Raw genomic sequence first — 22,867 nt, 5'->3', positions numbered from 1 at the left:
AAAAGCCAGGGACAAATCGAATCCACGGGGGTTATAGTAGCTGAACGTTCCATTTTACCGTTTTGGCAAACCCGTCTTTTCCCAAATCGCCCGACCAGCTATTTGGTATCCTATTTCGCGACGTGCAGTTAGGGCATGTCTTTGACGATTCGAAAACCTTCGTAGACTGCGTGCCTAAACTGGCTCCCTCCGATTTGGTAGCTTTGTATGAAAGCGAGAAAGACAAACCTGGTTTCGACCTGCGTGCGTTTGTCGAAGCATATTTTGTGCTGCCGGATAAGGTAATCAGTGATTACGTCAGCGATCGGACGATCAGCACTGCCGAACACGTCAATCGACTGTGGGAACGGCTAACCCGGCCGCCTGACCCACACGTGCAGGGAAGCTCCCGCGTACCCTTGCCTTATCCGTATATTGTGCCGGGCGGACGCTTCCGGGAAATTTTTTATTGGGACAGTTATTTTACCATGCTGGGGCTAAAACAAGCAGGTCGACCCGACCTGATCCGCAGTATGATCGATAATTTCGCTTATCTGATCGATACCTTCGGGTTCGTTCCCAACGGCAACCGGACGTATTTTCTGAGCCGGTCGCAGCCGCCTTATTTTTCGTTGATGGTCAAGCTGCTGGCCGAAATAGCCGGCCAGGACGTGCTGGTGGAGTTTCGACCGCAACTGCATCGGGAGTACCTGTTCTGGATGGGCGACGGCGGACAGAATACCGATACGGCAGAAATGGCCCGGCGAACCGTTCATCTGGCTCATCACAAGATCGTCAACCGCTACTGGGACGATACGCCGACTCCGCGCCCCGAAGCTTACCGGGTGGAGGTCGAACTCGCCCGTACGGCAGAGCCGCTAGGCGTCGATCCTGAAGAATTACACACGCACATTCGGGCCGCCTGTGAGTCGGGCTGGGATTTTAGTAGCCGCTGGTTGGCCGATTATAAAACGATGTCCAGCATTCATACCGCCGATATTGTGCCGGTCGATTTGAACTGCTTACTGTATGCCCTCGAAACAACGTTGTGTGAGTCTTACGAGCTAACGAATGAGCTGGCCGAAGCTGAACGGTTCGGTCAACTGGCTGAGACGCGAAAAGGACTGATTCAAACGCTGTTCTGGAACGAAAACACCCACTTTTTTCATGATTACGATACCCGTGCCCATAAGCCGACGGCGCCGGTGACCCTGGCGGGGGTATTTCCACTGTTTTTCAGACTGGCATCTCCTCAACAGGCCAACCATATTCACGACCAGTTGAAGGCCGACTTCCTGAAAGCGGGGGGATGGGTGACTACCCTCGATCAGACAGGCCAGCAGTGGGACTGGCCCAATGGATGGGCACCTTTGCAGTGGATCGTTTACCAGGGACTGATGAATTACGGCTTTGCCCAAACGGCTGCTCAGGGACGCGACAACTGGTTAGCCTTGAATGATAAGGTCTTCCAGGCGACGGGCAAGATGATGGAAAAATACAATGTTGTGGATGCGTCTCTGACAGCCGGTGGTGGAAAGTATCCCAACCAGGATGGATTCGGCTGGACCAACGGCGTGTATCTGGCACTGCAGGCAGAAACCAATTATGGACCCCACAGGGGTGAATGAGCGAAAAGGATTTGCGCTGGTTTACGTTCATTCACCCCTGTGGGCTTTAGTCCGGTCATTTTCCCTTTTATCCGTTTTTGGTTGTACGGGTTTGTCTGTTGATGTAGCTTTAGGAATCAATCATTTGGAATTCAAGCCATGACACCTTCGCGACGACATGCCGTACTTCGGCGTGTCAAAGACATTACCCTTAGTACGACCCTGAGCCTGGCCCTGCTTAACGGAGCCGTTATGCTCCAGAGTTGTGGCAACAACCGCTCTGATGATGACGAGGAACGGACTGAAACGAGTTTCCGACGGGGCGTTCGGACGTATATTACCGAAACGGCACCGGGAAATTTCAAAATTACGGATGAGGTGCAGACCGATCCCAGCCAGGCGGGTGCCATTGTCAACTATTTCGATGGGCATCGCGACACGCTGAGCGTAGAAGCGGCCAAGCGCCTTGTCGCTAATGATGAGTCGACACGCACATATCTTAATAACCCCGGAGGCTACCATCATCACAATGGCCTGGCCAATGCGCTCCTGTGGGGCGGGCTGGGGTATATGCTTGGTCGTTCGACCGCTCCGCAGTATCGGGCTGATGAACAACGCTACGGCGCGGGAGTATACGCTAATACGGGCCTGTACGACCGATCGAACCAAATCCGGGAGAATGTCCGAACATCACGCGTGACCCGTACGGTGCGGCCTTCGGGCGGGCGGAGTGGATTTTTCGGAGGACGAAGCCGGAGTTTCTCTTCATAAGTTGGATAAAATAAAGATAATGCCGCAACTAATTACCTGGCCGTTGCCGTTACCTGATTGTAACTGAGCATCTTTCGCTAAACGTATTGCTCAAAGGCTATTGTTGGAATACCATGAATCGGGAAAAAAACTGGGAACGGCTGCGGAACGAACCTTTTGATCTGTGTATTATCGGAGCGGGGGCCAGTGGGGCGGGAGCCGCTTTGGATGCGGCCTTACGCGGTTATCGTGTTGCCCTGATCGACCGGGGTGACTTTGCCTGCGAAACTTCTTCCCGGTCGACCAAACTAATTCATGGCGGGGTTCGGTATCTGGAACAGGCCATAAAAAAACTTGACCTGGCGCAGCTCCGACAGGTTCGCCACGGTCTAGCCGAGCGACGGACGGTCATCCGTAATGCTCCGCATCTGGCTCATCCGCTGCCCTTGTTAACGCCTGTTTTCAGCTGGTTCGAAGGCCTGTACATGACCGTCGGGCTTACCCTCTACGGATTTATTGCCGGTCATGACTCATTTCCCAAAGGAAGCTGGCTTAGCAAAGCGCAGGCACTCGACAAAAGTCCCCGACTAACGCGTCGGATGCATTCGGCAGTATTGTATTACGACGGTCAGTTCAACGATGCGCGGTATGCCCTGGCGCTGGCCCATTCGGCCGACGAAGCCGGAGCCGCCGTCGTGAACTATGCTGCGGTTACGGATTTCGTAACAGAAAATGGCCAGCTTAAAGTAGCCAAGGTCAGGGATCAACTGACGGGAGAAACTATACAGATTCGGGCAACGGTTTTTCTCAATTGTACAGGCCCCTATTCTGATGCTGTTCGGCTGCTGGCCAACCCAGCACTCGAGCAGCGCATTCGGCCCAGCAAAGGCGTACACATTGTACTACCGCGCGAAACCCTAAACAGCGACTACGCTATCCTGATCCCGAAAACCGCCGACGGCCGGGTTGTCTTTGCCATTCCGTTTGGCGATAAGGTTTTTGTCGGAACCACCGACGATGATTATTCGGATCTGAATCATGAACCGGTGCTGGAACCGGCTGAAGTCGACTACCTGCTCGAAACCGTACGGCCTTACTTAGCCGAAACACCTGATCGGACTGCGGTACAGGCAGGCTTCGGCGGTATTCGCCCACTAATCGTCAGTAGCCGCGCCGACACAAAAACCCTGCTCCGCGATCATGAAGTAGAGCACGACCCGGCGTCGGGCTTGCTGAGTCTGCTTGGTGGAAAATGGACAACCTACCGGGTGATGGCACAGGACGCCATCGACCGGGTCGGCGAAGTGCTGAACAAACCAGTATTTAGTCGTACCGCAACGCATTACCTGGTTGGCGGTGAAAACTATCGATTTGAGGATTGGCAGAAGCTCCAGACGAAATACAGCCTTCCAGCGGATGTTTGCCAGCACCTGATGCGAACGTACGGCAATCGGGCCGACCGGGTCGCCAGACTTACAGAACAGGCGCACGAGTGGTCTGAAAAACTGGTCAATAGCCAGCCATTTATAAAAGCAGAGATAATTTATCAGGTCCGGGAAGAAATGGCCGTGACGCTTCGGGATGTGCTGGCGCGTCGGTGGCGACTCGAACTGTCTGACTGGCAACTGACCGCTCAGCTTGCTCCGCAAGTGGCCGACTTAATGGCGTTGGAACTGGGCTGGAGCGACGCATACCGTGACAAGCAGGTACGGGCTTACCAGGAACTGCTACGTGCCTTTATAACCCAGGCTGGGCTGGCTCCCGAACGAAACCAGGTACTGACCTAACGTGAGCTTACTATTCTATAAAACAATAAACCCTCGCCAATCAGGTCGAGGGTTTATTGTTTTATAAAAGCAGAATCGAATGACTACAGTCCTGACCTAACTACGCGGTCAGCGACCAGCCTTCGCGATATTGACGTTTCACGAACTGATTCGCTTCGTCGAAATTGGTGATCTTCATGTTCTTACCGTCCCACATCAGTTTCTTCCGGCCAGGATAAGAGAACCCTTTGCCGTTTGCATTCGCCGTACGAACGGTATAGCTGCGGATCGCCAGGTTGCCCATCAGCACCGATTCGGTCAACGGACCGGCGAAGTCGAACGACGAGGTAAGTGCTTTGTGTTCTTTGCTGTTATAACCTGCTTTGCAGGCTTCGGTCCAGAACACCTGGTGCCCATTCTCGGGGAGTGGTTTAGCGCCGTCGGCTGGTTTCGGTTTCGGATCACCGACAATCTTCTGACCGTCTTTTGTGTAAAGTTTCGGGTCTTCACCGTACATCCCGCAGACCAGCAACCCTTTGTCGCCCTGAATCAGTACGCCGTTTTCGCCGTTTTCCGGCATGGGTTCGCCTTCGGGCAGCATATCCGGGCGGAAGGGTCGCAGACCACCGTCTTCCCAAATCATTTTTACGACCGACTTGTTTTTGGCCGTTGCCGGGAATTTCAGCTCCACGTGCGACGAGGGCGGGCAACCCTCGGGAATGTATTCAGGCGTCCAGTCTTTCAGGAAGACCTGACCGATACTCGTTTCGACTTCGGTCGGGTAACCAAGGCCGAGTACGCGGAACGGCGTGTCCATGATGTGGCAACCGATGTCACCCAGCGCACCGGCACCGAAGTTCCACCAGCCCCGCCACTTGAAGGGGTGATAAGCCGGTGTATAGCCAACTTTCTGGGCTGGTCCGAGCCACAGGTCCCAGTCGAGATCGACGGGCGTTTCGCTGGCGGGTTGCGGTACCGGAATACCCTGCGGCCAAACGGGGCGGTTGGTCCAGAGATTTACGGTGTGTACGGTTCCCAGCAAGCCTTTGTCGAACCACTCCACCATTTGTTTCTGCTGCGGGTTCGACGAACCCTGGTTTCCCATCTGCGTCACGACTTTATATTTACGGGCCGCTTCAGTGAGCATCCGGGCTTCGTAAATATTATGGGTCATGGGTTTCTGCACGTACACGTGTTTGCCCCGTTGCATAGCCGCCATCGCGACAACGGCGTGGGTATGGTCGGCCGTCGATACGGTCACGGCATCGATGGTTTTGCCTTCCTTGTCGAGCATCTCCCGGAAATCCTTATACCGTTTGGCGTTAGGATGTTTGGTAAAGTTCTCCTTCACGCGGGCCAGGCCCCAGTCGACGTCGCAGAGGGCGACAATGTTATTTGCTCCGTTGTTGTATGCGTTGTTCGTATCGCTAAAGCCTTTGCCACCGAAGCCAACACCTGCAATGTTGAGTTTATCACTGGGTGCAATGAAACCTCTGCCACCCAATACATGACGAGGCACGATGAAGAAACTGGCCGTGGCCAGGGCACCTGCCTGAATAAACTGACGGCGGCTCGTGCCCGGCATGGAGGTGCCCGGCATGGATTTGCCCGAATGGCTCTGACTTGTCGAATCTACGCCGGCCGAATTCGAGCCGGGCGTTGAGTTATCTGACTGGTTCATGAGAAACGTATAGGAGTTATAAGAATTGATAAGCGAATATCGGGCGAAATTTACCCAATTAGGCATTACGTTTTTTCGGTTGCCCGGCTTATCCCGTCGTTACCTGGTTAATAATTTATTAATTCCGGTAAAAACGGAGTCAGAATCGGTCCGTACGGGTTTGATGGCGGGGTTTTGACTAACGCCTGAAGAAGTCCGGTTCATTTACGCATCGCCTGATCAATTCTTCAAACTGGCTGCCAGCGTAACTGAGGTTTACGATCAGTCCTATATAAAGAAAACCACCTAAAACAAACCTGTTCGAACCGACTAATCCCCCCGTTTCTGTCCTGAATTATTTTATCTGTGAAACAACACCGTAAAATGCCCCTATTGATTTTGAAACAATCGAACGTTCGTCGCAGAAAGCGGTTAATCTATGTCGTAAACAGTACCCGAAAGCGTCTGACGATACGTCTATTATGTGCGGTATATCTTGCTTAAAAGTCAAAAAGAACATTCGCCAGAGAACTGCTAAGAGATTTCACCAAGTTTTGTAAGAACTATAAAGACAAAAAAAGAAACCGAAAAATCGCTGAAAAAAGTAAGGTCATAACCGATTACCTGCTCTCATTCAATGTATTTTTCTTGAATAATACTCCCATCATCCGCTCAAACTCCGCTTGCCAGGGCGCGGTGATTGCGATGCGCTCCGAGGTGACGGGGTGGGTAAACGCAAGCTGCCGAGCGTTCAGCAGCATCGTGTTCATCTCGAAATGATCCTTAAAGAGCTTGTTCTGCTTGTTGCAGCCGTGGGGCCGGTCGCCGATGATGGGGTGCAGAATGTGCGCCATGTGCTTGCGCAGCTGGTGCATCCGACCGGTGGTGGGCGTTAGTTCGATCAATGAATAGCGTGAGGTTGTATGCTTGCCGTGCGGTAATGGAATCTCCGTACGTTGAAGGGTTTTGAGGTGAGTCACAGCCTCCTGAATTACCCCCGTTTCGTCGTTTCGCAGCGCATAATCGATAGTCTGCTCGCCCGGTGTATAGCCGCGCACAATCGACAGGTAGGTTTTCTGAACACCTCCGTCGGCGAAGAGGGTTTGCATGGCCGAATTCATGGCTTCGGTCAGGGCAAACAACAGCACGCCACCCGTTTTGCGGTCGAGTCGGTGAACGGGGTAGACGCGCTGACCCAACTGATCGCGGAGAAGTTGAACAGCAAACTCGCTGGCATCGCTGGCAATGGGCGAGCGATGCACCAGCAAACCGTGGGGTTTATTGATCGCAACCAAATCATCCGACTGGTAGAGAATGGATAGAGACATAATGTTTTTTAGAGAAGATTTACCGGATGAACCGAATTTTTATCTGATTTTTCAGTCGGCTAATCCCATAAACCTTGTCTAAAAAAACTAAACCATGCGCTTTCGTTCCTTATCAAGGCTACTTGTTTTAACGCTATATCTAGTTTCGCCAACAATCTGTCGGGCGCAGAAAGCCACCGAAGTCCGGCGGTTTCAACTGAAACAGGTGCAACAGGGCGTCGCCGTCGATCAAACGCATTTCTACGTCATTAACAATCATTCGCTGAGCAAACACACCAAAACCGATGGCCGGGAAGTAGCCGCATGGACCGATACGACCGGCTTGTTGAAACACATGAATAGTGGCGTTGTGATTGGACAAAAACTGTATTGCACGCATTCCAATTACCCGGACGTGCCGATGGCTAGTTCGATTGAGATCTTTGACACCCGTACGCTCAGACACATTGGTAATCACAGTTTCGGGTTGTTTCCGGGCTCGGTTACCTGGGCTGATTTTTATCAGGGACACTGGTGGGTGGCCTTTGCCAATTACTCCAACAAAGCCATGGCCGAGGGGCGCGACAATTGCTGGACGACCCTGGTTAAATTCACGAAAAACTGGCAACAGCTCGAATCCTGGGCGTTTCCGGCGAATGTGTTACAGGCCTTTTCGCCCTACAGTACATCGGGCGGAACCTGGGGTAAAGATGGGTTTATTTACTGCACCGGTCACGATAAGCCCGAGTTATACGTGCTGAAACTGCCTGAACGAGGACATACCCTACAATACGTCAAAACCATTCCGACCATCAGCGAGGGCCAGGCGTTTGCCATCGACCGAAGCGTTAAAGGCAACATGGTTATTTACGGAATCACTCGTAATGATAACTACGTCATCGTCTCGACCATCGACTAACCCGTAACCGTTGCCGTGCTCTTAAAGCCTGGAAAATCAATGCCTGCCTGATGGGTGTAGCGAAAAGATGATCCAGCAATTAGCTTCGATTATACTATTGATAGTCAGAGAAGTAAGGAGATAAAAGACTGTTGGGTATCTGAAAATTGCTTTACGTTCGATTCGGCTACCGATTACTCATAACTTTCAGGCTGGCATTTTATTTCTGGTTAAGTTTCCAACGTATCCACACCGTACGACTCAGTGCATGAAACAACGGCTGTTACCGATGAGTCGAAATCGTTTCGGAAAAGCGGCTGCCTCGGAACGCGTCTGATGAATCACGTTACTGCGTTGTGTAGACTTTCCTAATCCAACCGGGCATGAATGTAGCGTTAACCCCCAGAGATATGTATCGGCTCAAGGTTGAGTTGGGCCGCTGTTACGGCAGTGTCGAGGATGCCCGACGCATCATGATCGTGGTCCTGCTCGATCCAAACAAAGTCGATCTGCACGGATCCGTTTACGCGGTCTGGCAAACGGTGTTGCAGTACGCGCAGGAGCGTGAGAAACTCATCGATTTACTGGCTTTCGTCGCGAGCGCCAACGAGCAGCCCGACAACCTGATCATTGGTCAGCTGTTGAAGGAACTGCGCGAAGGGCGGCAGAGCCGGTTGCAGTCGCTGACAAAAGCCATCAGGTCGCGGCAGTGTGTTTTGTTTCTGGGGCCGAATACGCTCCGGTGCCGACAGGGCGATTCGACACCAGCGTTCAATTCGGTACTGGCGCGCGAAATGGCGCAGGATCTGGACGATTGCAATGTGTATTTCGCCGAAAGCCAGCGCGAAAACCTGAGTTACATGGCGCAACGGTATAACGAAATGCCCAATTACGTACTGGGCGAGCAGGGCCGAAAAGCACTTAACGTATACAAAAACTGCGTCATCGACGACAGCGTTTACCAGGCACTAGCCCCACTACCCTGGAAAGTGGTAATCAATACCAATCCCGACGACCGGCTGGCGCAGATTATGAACGCCGAAAAGCCAGGGCGCTGTCAGTATAGTTATTATTCCATTGCCAACCAGTTGCGGCAGAGCGCTGCCATACAACCGCTCGACGATCCGGAAAGTGTACTGCTCTACAATATATTCGGTTCGTTCGATGAGCCGACCTCCATTCTGCTGTCGGAGAGCGAGCGGCTTTCCTTCACCCGCAAAACCCTGGCGAAAGACCCTCCACTCGACCCAAACGTGCGCAGCGAATTCGAATCGCCAAACTATTACCTGTTTTTAGGTTTCGACTTCGACCAGTGGTACGTCAAGATCATTTTCGATACCATCCTGAAACTGACCCGGCAGCAGGATCGCTCGTTTTCCGTTTTCCCCAAGGGCGTTGTGCTGAACGAAAGCAATCGCGAATTCTTCGAGGAGGAATTCAAGATTTATTTCGTCAGCGACGATATGGACAGTTACCTGAAAGACATCATTACCCACTACAACGCATTCAGTCCGGCGCTCCCGTAACATGGCTTCTGATCTGAAATACCGGTACCCTGGTTTGCGCCCCTTCAGAGCCAATGACCGGGATGTTTTTTACGGTCGTGAGCAGGAAGCCCGCGAACTGACAGACCTGATCCGGACCGAACGAACGGTTATTCTTTTCTCGAAATCCGGGCTCGGAAAAAGTTCGCTGCTCAACGCACGCGTGTGTCCGCAGCTGACAGCCGATGGGTTCTGGCCTATTCTGATTCGGTTTCAGCCCCAGATCGAAAACCGGGACACCGACACCCTGTTCAATCCGGCAGGGGTCATAATGGAACGGTTGCGAACCGAATTCGATACGGCTTACCAACAGCTCGCCAAAAAAATAAGCGACTGGAAAACGGAGTTGGCTGGGTTGCCTGAGTCGGTAGAGCCAGCCGCTGATGCGACTGCGGAAAAGTCCGTCGGACGGGCGCAGTTACAAACCGACATTCAACAGGGGGAGCAACAACTGGCGAACGCGGTATTGAACGAAAATGCCTACGTACCTGCTCAACCGATCCTGTTCGACGCCCAGCATCCGCAACTGTGGGAATACGTTAAGGTTTATCGGTTTCCAAACGATGCGGTTCCGGTTTTTGTGTTCGATCAGTTCGAGGAGTTTTTCGCTTTTCCGGTTGGTTCACAGCAACTGTTTGCGCAGCAGCTGGCCGAACTGATTCATGACCAGCCACCAACGCGGGTCATCAACTGGCTGCTGGATATACCCCCCTTCAAGCGGCAACCCCAAACGATGGCCTGGGGGAAGCAGCCATCCGTAAAATGTCTGCTGTCGATTCGCTCCGACCGGCTTTTTGAAATCGACGGACTAAAGACGTTTATCCCGTTGATTTTCCGGAATCGCTATCGACTCAATCCGCTGCACGATGATCAGGCCCGTGATGCCATCGACAAGCCCGCTCAGACCGACGGAATGTATCGGACCCCTAAGTTTCGGTTTAGCCCGGCCGTACGCGAAAAAATCATCGGCGACCTGAGCAATAAAGATTGCGAGATCGAAAGCTCGCAGCTGCAGATCGTTTGTAATCATTTCGAGAGCTATGTCGTCGAGAAATGGCCCACCGCAGACGTCGCCATCGTTATCGACACCATCGACAGGGCCAACAGTACGAAGCGGATTTTGAATCGATTTTATCGCAATCAGCTTCGTAGCCTGGGCACCACCGAAGAAGTCGAACTGGCCCGGCACGTACTCGAAAACGAACTGGTTGTCAACCACCAGCGGGTCGGTCTGGCCGAATCCAGAATGCAGGAGCTACTGCGGGGCCATACGCAGATCATCGAGAAGCTCCAGGAAGCCCGACTGATCCGGGCCGAAGAAACACACCTGGGCAAGACGTATGAACTGAGCCACGATACGCTTATCGAACCGGTCGAAAAAGTACGTCAGCTATTCGATACGATCCGCCAACGGGAGAATCGGGAACGCGAGCGTATCCGTGAGCGGGAGACCCAGCTTGAGCAACAAAAAAAGGCGGAAGTCGAGCGGCAGCACCTGTTGGCCGAGCAGCGACGGCTGGAACACGAACGCCGGGAAAAGGATATTCAACTGCTCGAAGAACAACACCAGCGCCGGAAACTGAAACGGCTGACGACCTGGCTGGTGGTTACCGTCGGGGCGGTCGTCGGGATGGGCTGTTTAACGTTTTACTCGTTGACGAATAATAAACGGCTCCTGGCCGATGCCAACAGCGAATGGGCGGCTGACGAATACAATGCGGGGAATCAGCGCATGGCGTTCCGGCTCTGGGAGAGCAGCCAGCAAATACGTCCGTTGTGGGATTTCGGAAAACGGAATGAGCTGGACACGCAAATTCGTGACCGGTTGCTGGTGCCTTTTGCCGGAAAAGACACGCAGATCGATCCGGGCGATACCAGTCTACACTTCGTGGCCAATCTATACCAGGGAAATTATTTCGAGGTCTGGAACAAAAGCCGTGACGCTGGTAACGGGCCGGAAGCTTATCAGAAACTGGACTGGCCGGAGCAGGACCCCCTGAATCTGAAAAGTGCCGTGCAACTCCAGCTACGAAGCAATTACTTGGTCGTTTTCGATACAGACAGTACCCTGCAGGTACTCGATTTAACAAAACAAAAGCGCATTTTTCCTCGTCAAGGGACATCGTATGCCTTTCCTTCGCTCCACAAACTACTGAGCAAAGGGCTCGTTGTAAAAACCGGTACTGGTTCGGTGCAGGCCGTTCGAACGGTAGTCGTTTCGCCGAAGGGACGCTGGTTGGCCATTCTGGATGCCAGCGGTGAGGGCGTGCATCTGTATAATCTGGAAAAGAATGGCGATGAATACGCCGGTTTCCGAAACCTTACCCAAACCATTCCTGAATTTAGTCTGGACGACCTGACTTTTTCGGCTTCGGAAGAGTTCGTGCTGGTTAAACATCCTACTCATAACCAGTATGATATGCTGGATTTACGAACGGGACAGCAAACTGCCTACTCCGCTACCGCCCAGGTGGCCTTTTCACCATCCGGCCGCTACCTGGTTCGTCTCAATCTAACCGGACAACTGGTTGTCCGTGAGCTCACTTCAGCCCAGCGCGAGACCGCTGTCCAGCTACCGCGTGCCAATCAAAACACCGCCGAGTTAGTTTTTAACCGGGATGAATCGATCCTGACCGTTGCTACGAAACAGGCGGCTGGTACTACCAATGAGTATACGCTCTACGCGGTTCAACTAGCGCAGCCGGCTTCGCAGCCCACCGTCATAGCCCGCAACGTCAGCGATTATACTGTATTCGGCTGGGCCGGGCACGTTTTGTATCGTACCGACGTACCGGCGTTGACCTACAATTACGATCTGATGGCAGCTACCAGACAGCCGGTTTTGTGGACAGATTATTCGATTGTCAAAGCCGGTAAATCGTCTGTACTCGTAAGATCGGCAGACTCCGGTAGCACAAAATTGTATGTCTATGACGTACTTCAGGGCAAGCAACGGGAAGTACCTCTGTCGATCCCGAATAAAACCAGTCAATACGCTTTTTACGCTTCTTCGAACGGACCGGATGAAAAACTGATCCGGGCTACCGCTGAGAAATTGACCTTTTTCGATTTAACGAGGCCGGGCCTTTCTGAAACCTGTGTGTATCCTGATCAGTGTCAAAAGCCGCTTCGAATCCGGTTCCTGCCCAACAGCCTTTTGGTGACGGGACCGCTCATAAAAATCAGCAACGAAGATGGAGTCGTGCTTAGTTTTTTTGCCGATCCCCATAAAAATCAGTATAACTACCTCAGCGAATTCATTTATCCGGTACTGACCGACAACGACCGGATTGCTGCGGGCTTGTAGCAGAAAGCCGGCTTAGAAAATCTACCATTTATTACCGCTACACACGCGATGGTCCACCCCGATACGTATGTCGGCAACACGAACAAAGGCCTGGGTTTATTTGCCAAACGTCGGTTTGAACGGGGTGAAATCCTCTGGATCGCCGATGATATCGATGCGCACATTCCGTTGGCTCAGTACCTGGCACTCGATGGTTTGCAACGACAGAAGCTGGACATCTACAGTTACCTCGATAACAAAAACCGGGTGATTATTCCCTGGGATGAGGGCAAGTACGTAAATCACTCGTGTGTGCCCAACTCGACTGGCTTGCAGGAGTTCGATAACGTCAGCGTGGCATTGCGCACCATCGAGCCCGATGAAGAAATCGTGGAAGATTACGACAGTTATTATGGTCATTTCGAGACGTTCGTTTGCCGATGTGGCGCGCCGAACTGCCGGGGGATTATCGCGCAGGACGACGCCTTTCGACCGGATCTACGCTTGCCTCTGGCCGTTATTGCCCCCGCGCTGCTTGGCCAGCCACAACAACTGCTCGTCGTTCGATCGACCGAGAATGCTGATTTTCAGGCTATGCTTCACAACTATACCGTTCAGAAACAGCTATGAGCGAACGCATAAAATGGTTGCTGTTCATTGTCGGTATCGAACTCGTTTCGCTGCTCGCCGACTACCTGATCAAGAAAGCTTCGTTGCAGGTCGGATGGACGGGCTGGAAACCACTGCTGCTGGGTGGGCTTATTTATGGCGGCAGCGCGGTGGGCTGGTTTTATGCCATGCGCAGTTTCAAACTGTTCACGGTTGGCGTGTTTCACTCGGTCATCGTGATTGCTCTCAGCCTGCTGCTCAGCCAATTCGTTTTCGGCGAAAAAATAACCCCGCGCGAACTGGCCGGGGTTGCCCTGGGTATTCTGGCGATCATTCTGCTGATTCGCCCGTAGCCGGAGGCTCTTTACCGATGCGCCAACCGGACGATGTCTTTTACCTCCAGAATTTGCTTTTCGTAACCGACCTTGGCCGTTTTAATCATGGCCTGCGCGAGTTCCTGCAAGGTCGAAAAGCCCGCCGGATAAAGCGCCCGACCGATGGGATAGATCCAGCTAAGGTAGTTGTAGTAGCTCTTTACGTTTTTCTGACCGGGTGTCGCTTTCATAAACCCCGGCCGGAACATGTACGACCGTTTGAACAGCCGCATCAGCGCATTTTCGGTCGCGCCTTTTACCCGTGCCCAGGCCAGACGACCCTGCTCGGTGCTGTCGGTGCCGGCACCCGATACGTACCCAAACATCATGTCCGGATTCAGTTTTGCCAGCAACTGCGCGGCATTGAGGGTGAGATCGTAGGTTAGGTGCTTGTACTCCTCATTGCTCATGCCTACAGATGATACGCCCAAGCAGAAAAAACAGGCGTCGTAGCCCGCCAGTTGATCGGCGATGGGTGTCAGATCGAAAAAGTCGGGATGGATAATTTCCTTTACTTTGGGATGCGATACGCCACCGGGCTTTCGGTTGATCACCAGGACTCGTTCGACTTCAGGATCGGCCAGGCATTCGAGTAAGACGCCTTCGCCTACCATGCCCGTGGCACCGGTTATAATCGCGCTGATTTTCATAAATTGCTCGTTATTCGATCGTTAACAGAATCCAAACGGTGCTGAAGTCGTAAAAGTTTGTACCGGTCCACCAAACCTTCTTTACACATGCGAAAGATTCATACTTTGCTGCTCATCGTCCTGCTGCTGGCCCCCGGCGCGCTGCTTTCTGCGCAGTCACTCACCAGCAACAGCCCGCGGGAAATTGTCTTCCGGTCGGTCAACGTCATTCCAATGGATCGGGAGCGGGTGCTGGAAAATCAGACCGTTGTGGTTAAAAATGGCCGGATCACCGGATTGGGAAAGGAAGGAAGCGTCAAATTCGGAAAAGATGCCTTGGTGGTTGACGCCAGCGGAAAATACCTGACGCCGGGCTGGGCCGAAATCCACGCACACGTGCCGCCCATCGACGATATCGAGCCTATGAAAGAGGTGCTGATGCTCTATCTGACCAACGGCATCACCACCATCCGGGGCATGCTCGGCCACCCCAAACACCTCGAACTGCGCAGTAAAATCAACAGTGGTGAAATTCTCGGTCCGCACTTTTACACGACCGGTCCGTCGTTCAACGGGCAGACGGTCAAAACGGCCGGGCGCGGTGCCGAAATGGTACGGGAGCAGAAAGTGGCCGGTTACGATTTTTTGAAACTGCACCCCGGCCTGACCAAAGAAACCTTTCCGGCTATCGCCAACACCGCCCACGAAGTCGGGATTCCGTTCGTAGGCCACGTCTCGTTCAATGTGGGTGTCTGGCGGGCGATCGATGCCAGCTACTCGTCGATCGATCACCTGGACGGGTTTGTCGAAGCGCTGGTGCCCCGCTCGGATACGCTGGCCGAGCCCGAAACGGGTTTGTTCGCTTCCTGGATTGCGTACCGGGCCGATTCGGCGCAGATACCGAAGCTGGTACAAGGGCTGCGCGACAAACAAATCCGGGTGGTGCCCACGCAGGCCCTGGCCGAGCGCTGGCTTTCGCCCCTGTCGGCCGAGGCCTTTGCCAATGCGCCGGAATTTAAATACATGAAACCGCAGGAGGTGACGAATTGGCTCAACTCGAAGAAGAGCTATAACAGCAACCCGAATTTCTCGAAAGAGCATGCCGAAAAGTTGATTCAGATTCGGCGCAAACTGATTTACGAATGTCAGAAAAATGGCGTCCAGTTGCTCTTGGGTTCTGATGCTCCCCAGGTCCTGAACGTGCCGGGCTTTTCGGTGCACCACGAAATGAAATACCTGGTCGATGCGGGTCTAACACCTTATGAAACCCTGCGCACCGGCACGGTCAACGTCGCGAACTATCTGTCCAAGCCGGACTGGGGTGTGATCAAGACCGGAAATGTATCGGATCTGGTTCTGCTGAGCGGCAACCCGCTGAAAGACATTACCCAGACCCGAAATATCGAAGGTGTCATGATCGGCACGAACTGGCTGTCGAAAGAGTACATTCAAAGCGAGCTGAAAAAGCTGGAAAAGCAATAGTTGGGTTTAAACACAGAGGCACGGAGAACACAGAGGTTTATTATATATCTCTGTGTTCTCCGTGCCTCTGTGTTTAAATCAAGGGCGGAGGAGAAAATAGCCGTATACCCAGGCCGTCAGGGCGGTCAGCCCGTGAATCCAGGCCGCGCTCGGTACTGTAGAAGGCAATAAAAGCACGATGAGCATATCGACGACCGGAATTAGTGAGCCCGTTAGGATGACGACAGCGAGGGGTTTTCGCCAGTTCAGTAGCGTAAATAGGGTCATCAACAGACCTGAAAACAGATCGCGAATCCCTTTAATGTAATGAAAAGCGTTGCTGGGCTGGTCATAGATCAGTCCAAATCCGCGCTCGGCGGTTTCCGGATCGAGCAGGAAGCGACCTCCGATAAACACCATACCGATACCAAATACATAACCGATTGCTTTGGCCCACAGGGGCATTCTTTCCGTTAACATGATTTCCTTTAAGGTTATTGACGAGGCAAAGTTCCTGTCTGGTGCCGGCGCCTGCATTCACCTATGTGAAGATCGATCAGTACGGTTTGCCCGCGCGTAGCGCCCGAATCCGGCTGAGCGATTGCGGTTTGATGCCCAGGTACGATGCCACGATATACTGCGGCATGCGCTCCTGCAAATCGGGGAAAGTGCGGAGGAATGTCTCGTACCGTTCTTCGGCTGTTTCGGTATAGAACGAGGTGAGTTTTTGCAGCATCATCACAAATAACTGCTCAGCTATCAGCCGCCCAAGTTTTTGCCCTTCGTGCAGGCGTTCGTAAAGCCGTTGTAAATTCTCGTAGTGAATCACAAACAGAGTAGTGTCCTCAACCGCCTGAATGAAGCGGGTCGATGGTGTATGCGTCAGAAAGCTCTCGTAGTTGCAGGTGAAGGACTGTTCGGCTGAGAAATCATAAGTGTGTTCGCTGCCATCGTCCAGAATGTAATAGCGAAGAAAGCCCTGCACCACAAAACCGACATGACGGCATACGTCGCCCGCCTGTAAGAAGAAGTCATTGGCCCTGATAAGCCTGGGCTCAAATAACCCTGAAATGATAGCTTCTTCCGACTGAGAAACTGTCACCCACTGGCGGATAGCCTGTAGGAGTGGGGCGTGATCTGTGGTCATTTCATGGTCAGCTTCTGACATATTTTCTGTGGGAAAAATGACATTTTGTCAGTGATGTCATTGGCGTGTTTAAGAAGATAAAAGTTGGCATTTTGGTTGCTGTAGCATCCGGCGAAAACTTTTCATGTTTCACTTTTAAATCTAAAAAACAATGTCACTGGTTAAATTCAATGGAAACGGAAACATTCCCTCTCTGCTGGATGAATTCATGGGCAGAGACATGGACGAGTTGTTTAACTTCAACTGGCCGGGTGTTAGCCGGGCGAGGGTAGGTACGCTGATTCCGGCGGTCAACATTAAGGAGGATACCGATGGGTACCATCTTGAAGTGGCGGCACCCGGTATGAAAAAAGAAGACTTTACCCTGACGCTCGACAATGGTAAACTGACCGTTGCTACCCAGCAACAGCAACGCAACGAGGAGAAAGATCAGCATGGGCAGTACACCAAACGGGAGTTCAGCTATCATGCCTTCTCCCGGTCGTTCTGGCTGCCAGACACTTGTGAACAACACCGGATCGAGGCTCGGTATACGGATGGCATTCTGCACATTAATCTTCCCAAAAAAGAGGAAGCCAAGCCAAAGGCCCCGACCCAGATTCAAATTTCCTAAGTAAATCCTACGAAAAAAGCGTCGGCTGGAGTGATCTTCAGCCGACGCTTTTTTAGGGTGCCTATCCCATCCACTCCCAGGCGCTTTGGTAGGCATTGAGGTTTTCCGAATAGCTAATGAAATCGGCGTAGAAAGGAAGGTTCGCCAGCGTAGCGCTGTCGCCCACGATGATCAGTTTTTTGCGGGCTCGGGTCATGGCAACGTTCATCCGGCGAATGTCGGAGAGAAAACCAATGTCGCCTTCGGTGTTGCTGCGAACCATGGAAATGTACACGATATCCCGTTCCTGCCCCTGAAAACTGTCGATCGTATTGACCGATATTTTAGGGCCATAAATCAGTAAATCAGGCGAGTGAGTCAGTAGCTCTTTTAGCAGACTGACCTGTTGTTTATAAGGCGAGATGATGGCGATGGTCGGGAAAGCCTGCGGTGTATAGCGCGTGCTCAGGTCGGTGACGAGCTGGGTTAGATGCTTCATCAGCAGAGCCGCTTCTTCCGGATTCGTTGAACTCGTCCCGTCCAGTTTTTCGTCGAAACCACAACCGGCCGTATCGACAAACGCCAGCGACGGATCGCCGTCGAACAGCGCATGGCGGGCCACCGATTCGTGTGCCCGGACTTTGTTCTCGTAAAACACCTGCGACGAATAGCCCATAATGTGCTCGTGCATCCGGTATTGTTCGTTTAGCAGCGTAACGGCTTCGGGGTGGAGAGCGACGCATTTTTCGAGCAGTGTCTCGCCCAGTCCGTTCCGGGCGGCTTCGGCTGATTTAATCGTCGGCGGCAATTGGCAGTGATCGCCCGCCAGTACCACTTTCTGCGCCTTCAGGATCGGAATCCAGCAGGCCGGTTCCAGCGCTTGCCCCGCTTCGTCGATCACGACGGTGTGGTAAGTGAGGTTTCGGACGGTATAATGGTTTGCGCCGACCAGCGTGGCCGTAATCACCTGCGCCTTCGCAATCAGGTCATCGATGACGTACTGCTCCGAATTCGCCACGTCTTTCATGATCCGGTGGGCTTCGTCGAACAGGGCTTTGCGTTGTTCACGCTCGGCTTTCCCGAAATTTCGCTTGTACTTGTGCGCCATCGTTCGGAACTCATTCGCCTGTTTCTTCAGCTTTTTGGCTTCTTTCATAGCCGGGTGTTCGCCCATTTTATGGTCCAGCGTCAGTGCCATAAGCCGCTCCGACACGCGGGCCGGATTACCCACTCGCAGTACGTTCAGCCCTTCGTCGTGCAGTTTTTCGCTGAGCAGATCGACCGCGGTGTTACTAGGGGCCACCACCAGCAATTTCTTGTTATCCTGCCTGATCAGTGCTTTGATCGCCTGCACCAGCGTGGTGGTTTTGCCCGTGCCCGGCGGTCCGTGTACAATCGCCAGTTCGTTGGCCGACCGTATTTTCTGCACCGCCGATACCTGACTGGAGTTCAGTGTAGGAAAGGACGACGGAGCCACTTCGGTATGAAACGTCGGTGCTTTTTCGCCGATCAGAATCTGAATCAGTCGCTGGTCGGGCTTGTTTTGCAGCGAATCGGCCAGTTTAAGGGCCTGTTCCATTTCGTCGTAGCTGTTGTCGTCGAACAATACTTCAACGCCCAGCTTGCCGTCGCGGCTCCAGTCGGGCAGTTCATCAGTGCGCAGGGTTATTTTAGCGCGGTTGCCACCCTGGTACGTAAGGGTGCCTTCTACCCGGTCGGTACTGGGGTCGTGGTTGCTGAATAATACGGCGGGCATGCCGAAGCGTAACTGGTGCGGAATGTCCTGGTGCGTGGTTCGTTCGACTTCCACCGTCAGGTAATCCCCGCGGCCCATTTCAGATCCCCGGATGGCAATGGGATACCAGGTCAGGCCGTTGGCCCGTCGGTCGGCAATCGAGGTGGTTTCGGTGAGTTTACGGTATTGATTGCGGTCTTCTTCTCGTTCAACCTTGAGTAACTGGAGCAGCTTTTTAAAATAATCCATACACAAAGGTAGCGACTTCCCGACACTGCTCCGGTGTAGGACCCAAGCCTGGATAGATCAACTGATCTGTTAGATAAACCAATATTTTGTTCGGAGAAAATAGAAAAAATAGAATTATTATAACGATAACTAGTCCATAATTTAATGAATTTACTGTCATTGGAGGCTTTTACAGGTGCAGTGTTTATACTTGCTGCATAATCTTTTCCCAAAGCCCGAATAGGTGGTGTGTTTTTCTGACAGGATTTGCTTCTTCTTTTTGATCCTGTCAGAAAAACAGATTCTATCAACAACCTGAGCTACACGATGACCATAAACATGTACCCACCGTATATTCGAAAACACGCCTGGCTGCCAATTGCCCTCCTGATTTGCGGCCTGATAAAGTTACCGCTAAAGGCGCAACAGAAACCAATTCCGAAGCCTGAAGAAACGCTGGGCTTTCCGGTCGGGGCGGATTTTAAACTGGCTACCTACGAACAATCGCTGAGCTATTTCAAAAAACTCGACGAAGCCAGCGATATGGTGAAACTGGTGCATGTCGGCGAAACGTCCGAAGGGCGACCGTGGTATTTTGCGCTGATTTCGGCCAAAAAGAACCTGGATAACATCGACAAATACCGCTCCATTGCTCAACGCCTGGCTCACCCGACTGGTCTGACGGACGAGGAAGCGAAAAAGCTGGCGCAGGAGGGCAAACCCCTGGTGCATATCGACGGTGGCCTGCATGCGTCGGAGGTAGCAGGGGCACAGCACACAATCTCGCTGGCGTACGAACTGCTCAGCAAAGCCGACGATCCGAAAATCAAGGCTATTCTGGATAACGTGATTTTGCTGCTCTGGCCGTCGCTGAATCCAGACGGGCAGACGATGGTAGGCGACTGGTACAAATCGAACGTGGGAACGCCCTACGAGATCGCGCCGTTGCCGTTTCTGTACCAGAAATACGTTGGTCACGACAATAACCGCGACGCTTACATGCTCAACATGATCGAGTCGCGCGTGGTGACACGCACCTGGCGGGAGTGGGAGCCGAACATCATTTTCGTGCATCACCAGACCTCGCCTTTCCCGACCCGTATCTGGCTGCCGCCCTTTGCCGAACCGATTGCATCGCAAACCCCGCCGATCATCGCCCGCGAAGTGAACATGATCGGTATGGCGATGGCACAAGCCCTGGAAACCAACGGACAGAAAGGCGCTACGCACATGGGCACCGGCTTCGATGCCTGGTATCCGGGTTATATCGACTACATGCCGGTATTGCAGAATATTCCGGCGTTCTGGACCGAGACGGCTTTGTACAACTACGCGACGCCCCATTTTTATACAGTTCGCGATTTCCCGAAAGACAAGAACGAGTTCCGGATCGAGTCGCTGTATGCGAGTCCGTGGCCGGGCGGCTGGTGGCGCATCAGCGATGCCATTGCCTACATGCAAACGGCCTCGCTGGCTACGCTCGACTACGCAGCTAAATACGGCGATGTGCTGCTGTATAACCGCTATCAGGCCGGGCGAAACACGATTAAAAAGTATGAACAGGAACCCCCGTATGCGTATTTTATCCCGCAGAAACAACGCGACCCGGCGCGTCCGGCCGAACTGCTGCGCCGGTTGGCTTTTCATGGCATCCGGATCGGGCAACTGAGTAAAGACGTAGCGTTCGACGGCCGGACGTATCCCAAAGGAACCTGGGTTATTCCAATGAACCAGGAGTACGGCGAGCTGACCAGGCAACTGCTCGACGTGCAGGTATACCCCGACCTGCGCGAGTTTCCGGGCGGTCCCCCCGAGCAACCCTACGATGCCGCTGGCTGGACGCTTCCGTTGCAGTTTGAGCTGAGCGTGATTCCGGCCACAACTCCGCTTACCGCTGATGTGAAAGGAGCGATTCAGATGGTGAGCGGAACGGCGAAAAACTGGCAGAATGACGATAAAAAAGATGCCGCTCCCGCCGATTTTGTAACAGGCATCGGGTTTGATACCAACCCGGTTTCGGCGGCCATTAAAGCGCCCGAAGGCCGACTAATAGGCTCGGGAGCAGTTGCCTTGGTCAGTCCGGTGCAGAATAATGCGTTCAAAGTAGTCGCCCGGTCGTTGAAAGCGGGTGGAACAGTGAAATACAATAAAGAAGCTCAGCGCTATGCCATCAGCGGAATTGGGAAGGGTCAACTCGACCAATGGATAAAGGAGCTGGGCGTTTTGGGCGAACTGACCGCCAGCGCAACCGGTGCTACCGTTAAGCCCCGTATTGCGCTCTACAAACCCTGGACCGCCAGCATGGACGCTGGCTGGAGCCAGTGGGTTCTGGAGCAGTTTGAATTGCCGTTCGTTACGATTACCAATACCGACATACTGGCGGGCGACCTGAGCGACCGCTTCGATGTTATCCTGATGGCTTCTGACCGGCCGCGAAACCTAAAAGATGGTTATGCAAAAGGTGCCGTTCCGCCCGCTTACGAAGGTGGCTTGGGCGCGCAGGGAGCCGCCAGTCTTGGATCTTTTGTCAGTCAGGGCGGTACGCTCGTCTGCCTGAACGAGAGCAGCGACTACGCCATCGATGCCCTGCACTTGCCCGTGAAAAATGTCGTAGCCGGGCTCAACAGCAAAGATTACTTCACGGGCGGATCGCTGCTGGAAGTCGAGACCGACGCGACGCATCCGGTGATGGCGGGTATGCCTGCCAAAGCGGTTGTGTTTGTGGATGATAGCCCCGTTTTTGCCACACTCGACGGCTTTAAAGGACAGGCGCTGGCTAAGTTCGCGTCGGCGGGTTCACCCCTGCGCTCAGGCTATATGCTGGGCGAAAAATATTTGCAGGGCTGCGCGGCTTCACTGGATGTGCAGCAGGGCAAAGGGCATGTCATCCTGCACGGTTTCCGACCTCAGTGGCGTGGTCAGCCGCTAGGTACCTATCGGGTGTTACTGAACTCAGTGCTATACGGCGGGGAGGTGTCCAGAGGTAAATACGGTGCACCGGAATTCTGGAAATCGCCGACAAAAAAGGAAGACGAGAAAAAATAGGTTTTAAACACATCTCACCTCCGTATGCCGTCCAGCAAATATTCCAGCCCGTTGAGCTTGATTTCGTACATGGTTTGCAGCAGCATACCCAGTTTTCCAGCCGGGAATCCTTTTTGCACAAACCATTCCAGGTACGAAACCGGCAAGGCGCGGATGAGCGTGCCTTTGTACTTGCCAAACGGCATCTGGTAATGCAGCAGTTCTTTTAACAGTTCGGAGTTGCCGTGCGGCTGTTCGTCGTTCATAGTTT

At 53.0% G+C, this 22,867-nt stretch carries 18 protein-coding genes; 11 read left to right on the top strand and 7 right to left on the bottom strand.

Features of this window, described 5'->3' with window-relative positions:
• Positions 1-62: 62 nt before the first annotated feature.
• The 3 genes from treF to ACYVC2_RS31235 all read left to right on the top strand — a co-directional run bounded on the left by treF (position 63) and on the right by ACYVC2_RS31235 (position 4,123).
• Positions 63-1,607, top strand: a complete 1,545-nt coding sequence (gene treF, locus ACYVC2_RS31245; protein ID WP_461109441.1) for an alpha,alpha-trehalase TreF — start codon at positions 63-65, stop codon at positions 1,605-1,607.
• A gap of 138 nt (positions 1,608-1,745) precedes the next feature.
• Positions 1,746-2,357 carry a hypothetical protein gene (locus ACYVC2_RS31240; RefSeq protein WP_461109439.1) on the top strand — a complete coding sequence of 204 codons (612 nt, stop codon included), beginning with the start codon at positions 1,746-1,748 and terminating at the stop codon, positions 2,355-2,357.
• 113 nt (positions 2,358-2,470) lie between these two features.
• Entirely contained in the window at positions 2,471-4,123 is a 1,653-nt protein-coding gene (locus ACYVC2_RS31235; RefSeq protein ID WP_461109437.1) for a glycerol-3-phosphate dehydrogenase/oxidase, read from the top strand.
• Between the two features lie 100 nt (positions 4,124-4,223).
• On the opposite strand, the gene ACYVC2_RS31230 is transcribed toward ACYVC2_RS31235, so the two are convergent.
• Both ACYVC2_RS31230 and ACYVC2_RS31225 read right to left on the bottom strand, forming a co-directional pair.
• Positions 4,224-5,783 (bottom strand): Gfo/Idh/MocA family protein, encoded by a 1,560-nt coding sequence (locus tag ACYVC2_RS31230; protein WP_461109435.1) that lies wholly within the window; start codon positions 5,781-5,783, stop codon positions 4,224-4,226.
• Positions 5,784-6,382: 599 nt separating this feature from the next.
• Positions 6,383-7,090, bottom strand: coding sequence for a pseudouridine synthase (locus ACYVC2_RS31225; protein WP_461109433.1), 708 nt, complete (start codon positions 7,088-7,090; stop codon positions 6,383-6,385).
• A gap of 94 nt (positions 7,091-7,184) precedes the next feature.
• Here ACYVC2_RS31225 and ACYVC2_RS31220 point away from each other — a divergent pair, with 94 nt between their 5' ends.
• The 5 genes from ACYVC2_RS31220 (at position 7,185) to ACYVC2_RS31200 (ending at position 13,759) form a co-directional block, all read left to right on the top strand.
• Positions 7,185-7,988, top strand: a complete 804-nt coding sequence (locus ACYVC2_RS31220; protein ID WP_461109431.1) for a hypothetical protein — start codon at positions 7,185-7,187, stop codon at positions 7,986-7,988.
• Between the two features lie 362 nt (positions 7,989-8,350).
• On the top strand, positions 8,351-9,493 hold the full coding sequence (locus ACYVC2_RS31215) for an SIR2 family protein (RefSeq protein WP_461109429.1): 1,143 nt from the start codon (positions 8,351-8,353) through the stop codon (positions 9,491-9,493).
• Between the two features lies 1 nt (position 9,494).
• The gene (locus ACYVC2_RS31210) at positions 9,495-12,818 is read left to right on the top strand and encodes an nSTAND1 domain-containing NTPase (RefSeq protein ID WP_461109427.1); all 3,324 of its coding nucleotides are present in this window, start codon (positions 9,495-9,497) and stop codon (positions 12,816-12,818) included.
• A 48-nt stretch (positions 12,819-12,866) separates the two neighbouring features.
• A complete protein-coding gene (locus ACYVC2_RS31205) occupies positions 12,867-13,427 on the top strand; it encodes an SET domain-containing protein (protein WP_461109425.1) in 561 nt (186 codons plus the stop codon).
• Entirely contained in the window at positions 13,424-13,759 is a 336-nt protein-coding gene (locus ACYVC2_RS31200; protein ID WP_461109423.1) for an EamA family transporter, read from the top strand. Before ACYVC2_RS31205 ends, ACYVC2_RS31200 begins: the two co-directional genes overlap by 4 nt.
• 11 nt (positions 13,760-13,770) lie before the next feature.
• On the opposite strand, the gene ACYVC2_RS31195 is transcribed toward ACYVC2_RS31200, so the two are convergent.
• On the bottom strand, positions 13,771-14,430 hold the full coding sequence (locus ACYVC2_RS31195) for an NAD-dependent epimerase/dehydratase family protein (RefSeq protein ID WP_461109421.1): 660 nt from the start codon (positions 14,428-14,430) through the stop codon (positions 13,771-13,773).
• An 87-nt stretch (positions 14,431-14,517) separates the two neighbouring features.
• Here ACYVC2_RS31195 and ACYVC2_RS31190 point away from each other — a divergent pair, with 87 nt between their 5' ends.
• Positions 14,518-15,891, top strand: a complete 1,374-nt coding sequence (locus ACYVC2_RS31190) for an amidohydrolase family protein (protein WP_461109419.1) — start codon at positions 14,518-14,520, stop codon at positions 15,889-15,891.
• A 78-nt stretch (positions 15,892-15,969) separates the two neighbouring features.
• Here ACYVC2_RS31190 and ACYVC2_RS31185 read toward each other — a convergent pair whose 3' ends face one another.
• Positions 15,970-16,350, bottom strand: coding sequence for a DUF4267 domain-containing protein (locus ACYVC2_RS31185; protein WP_461109417.1), 381 nt, complete (start codon positions 16,348-16,350; stop codon positions 15,970-15,972).
• A gap of 76 nt (positions 16,351-16,426) precedes the next feature.
• Positions 16,427-17,017, bottom strand: a complete 591-nt coding sequence (locus ACYVC2_RS31180) for a Crp/Fnr family transcriptional regulator (protein WP_461109415.1) — start codon at positions 17,015-17,017, stop codon at positions 16,427-16,429.
• A 151-nt stretch (positions 17,018-17,168) separates the two neighbouring features.
• Here ACYVC2_RS31180 and ACYVC2_RS31175 point away from each other — a divergent pair, with 151 nt between their 5' ends.
• The gene (locus ACYVC2_RS31175; protein WP_461109413.1) at positions 17,169-17,630 is read left to right on the top strand and encodes an Hsp20/alpha crystallin family protein; all 462 of its coding nucleotides are present in this window, start codon (positions 17,169-17,171) and stop codon (positions 17,628-17,630) included.
• 61 nt (positions 17,631-17,691) lie between these two features.
• Here the strand turns inward: ACYVC2_RS31175 and ACYVC2_RS31170 are convergent, their stop codons facing one another.
• A complete protein-coding gene (locus ACYVC2_RS31170) occupies positions 17,692-19,593 on the bottom strand; it encodes an AAA domain-containing protein (RefSeq protein WP_461109411.1) in 1,902 nt (633 codons plus the stop codon).
• Positions 19,594-19,911: 318 nt separating this feature from the next.
• Between ACYVC2_RS31170 and ACYVC2_RS31165 the strand changes: the two genes are divergently transcribed.
• A complete protein-coding gene (locus ACYVC2_RS31165) occupies positions 19,912-22,617 on the top strand; it encodes a M14 family metallopeptidase (RefSeq protein WP_461109409.1) in 2,706 nt (901 codons plus the stop codon).
• A gap of 14 nt (positions 22,618-22,631) precedes the next feature.
• Here the strand turns inward: ACYVC2_RS31165 and ACYVC2_RS31160 are convergent, their stop codons facing one another.
• The gene (locus ACYVC2_RS31160; protein ID WP_461109407.1) at positions 22,632-22,862 is read right to left on the bottom strand and encodes a DUF3820 family protein; all 231 of its coding nucleotides are present in this window, start codon (positions 22,860-22,862) and stop codon (positions 22,632-22,634) included.
• Positions 22,863-22,867: the final 5 nt, after the last annotated feature.

Source organism: Spirosoma koreense, assembly GCF_054777875.1.
This window is presented reverse-complemented; position numbering and strand designations above follow the sequence as displayed.

Excerpts from the sequence above, each read along its gene's own strand:
- ACYVC2_RS31240 (WP_461109439.1), top strand. The coding sequence starts at position 1,746 with ATGACACCTTCGCGACGACATGCCGTACTTCGGCGTGTCAAAGACATT.
- ACYVC2_RS31235 (WP_461109437.1), top strand. The coding sequence starts at position 2,471 with ATGAATCGGGAAAAAAACTGGGAACGGCTGCGGAACGAACCTTTTGAT.
- ACYVC2_RS31230 (WP_461109435.1), bottom strand. The coding sequence starts at position 5,783 with ATGAACCAGTCAGATAACTCAACGCCCGGCTCGAATTCGGCCGGCGTA.
- ACYVC2_RS31225 (WP_461109433.1), bottom strand. The coding sequence starts at position 7,090 with ATGTCTCTATCCATTCTCTACCAGTCGGATGATTTGGTTGCGATCAAT.
- ACYVC2_RS31220 (WP_461109431.1), top strand. The coding sequence starts at position 7,185 with ATGCGCTTTCGTTCCTTATCAAGGCTACTTGTTTTAACGCTATATCTA.
- ACYVC2_RS31215 (WP_461109429.1), top strand. The coding sequence starts at position 8,351 with ATGAATGTAGCGTTAACCCCCAGAGATATGTATCGGCTCAAGGTTGAG.
- ACYVC2_RS31210 (WP_461109427.1), top strand. The coding sequence starts at position 9,495 with ATGGCTTCTGATCTGAAATACCGGTACCCTGGTTTGCGCCCCTTCAGA.
- ACYVC2_RS31205 (WP_461109425.1), top strand. The coding sequence starts at position 12,867 with ATGGTCCACCCCGATACGTATGTCGGCAACACGAACAAAGGCCTGGGT.
- ACYVC2_RS31200 (WP_461109423.1), top strand. The coding sequence starts at position 13,424 with ATGAGCGAACGCATAAAATGGTTGCTGTTCATTGTCGGTATCGAACTC.
- ACYVC2_RS31195 (WP_461109421.1), bottom strand. The coding sequence starts at position 14,430 with ATGAAAATCAGCGCGATTATAACCGGTGCCACGGGCATGGTAGGCGAA.
- ACYVC2_RS31190 (WP_461109419.1), top strand. The coding sequence starts at position 14,518 with ATGCGAAAGATTCATACTTTGCTGCTCATCGTCCTGCTGCTGGCCCCC.
- ACYVC2_RS31185 (WP_461109417.1), bottom strand. The coding sequence starts at position 16,350 with ATGTTAACGGAAAGAATGCCCCTGTGGGCCAAAGCAATCGGTTATGTA.
- ACYVC2_RS31180 (WP_461109415.1), bottom strand. The coding sequence starts at position 17,017 with ATGACCACAGATCACGCCCCACTCCTACAGGCTATCCGCCAGTGGGTG.
- ACYVC2_RS31175 (WP_461109413.1), top strand. The coding sequence starts at position 17,169 with ATGTCACTGGTTAAATTCAATGGAAACGGAAACATTCCCTCTCTGCTG.
- ACYVC2_RS31170 (WP_461109411.1), bottom strand. The coding sequence starts at position 19,593 with ATGGATTATTTTAAAAAGCTGCTCCAGTTACTCAAGGTTGAACGAGAA.
- ACYVC2_RS31165 (WP_461109409.1), top strand. The coding sequence starts at position 19,912 with ATGTACCCACCGTATATTCGAAAACACGCCTGGCTGCCAATTGCCCTC.
- ACYVC2_RS31160 (WP_461109407.1), bottom strand. The coding sequence starts at position 22,862 with ATGAACGACGAACAGCCGCACGGCAACTCCGAACTGTTAAAAGAACTG.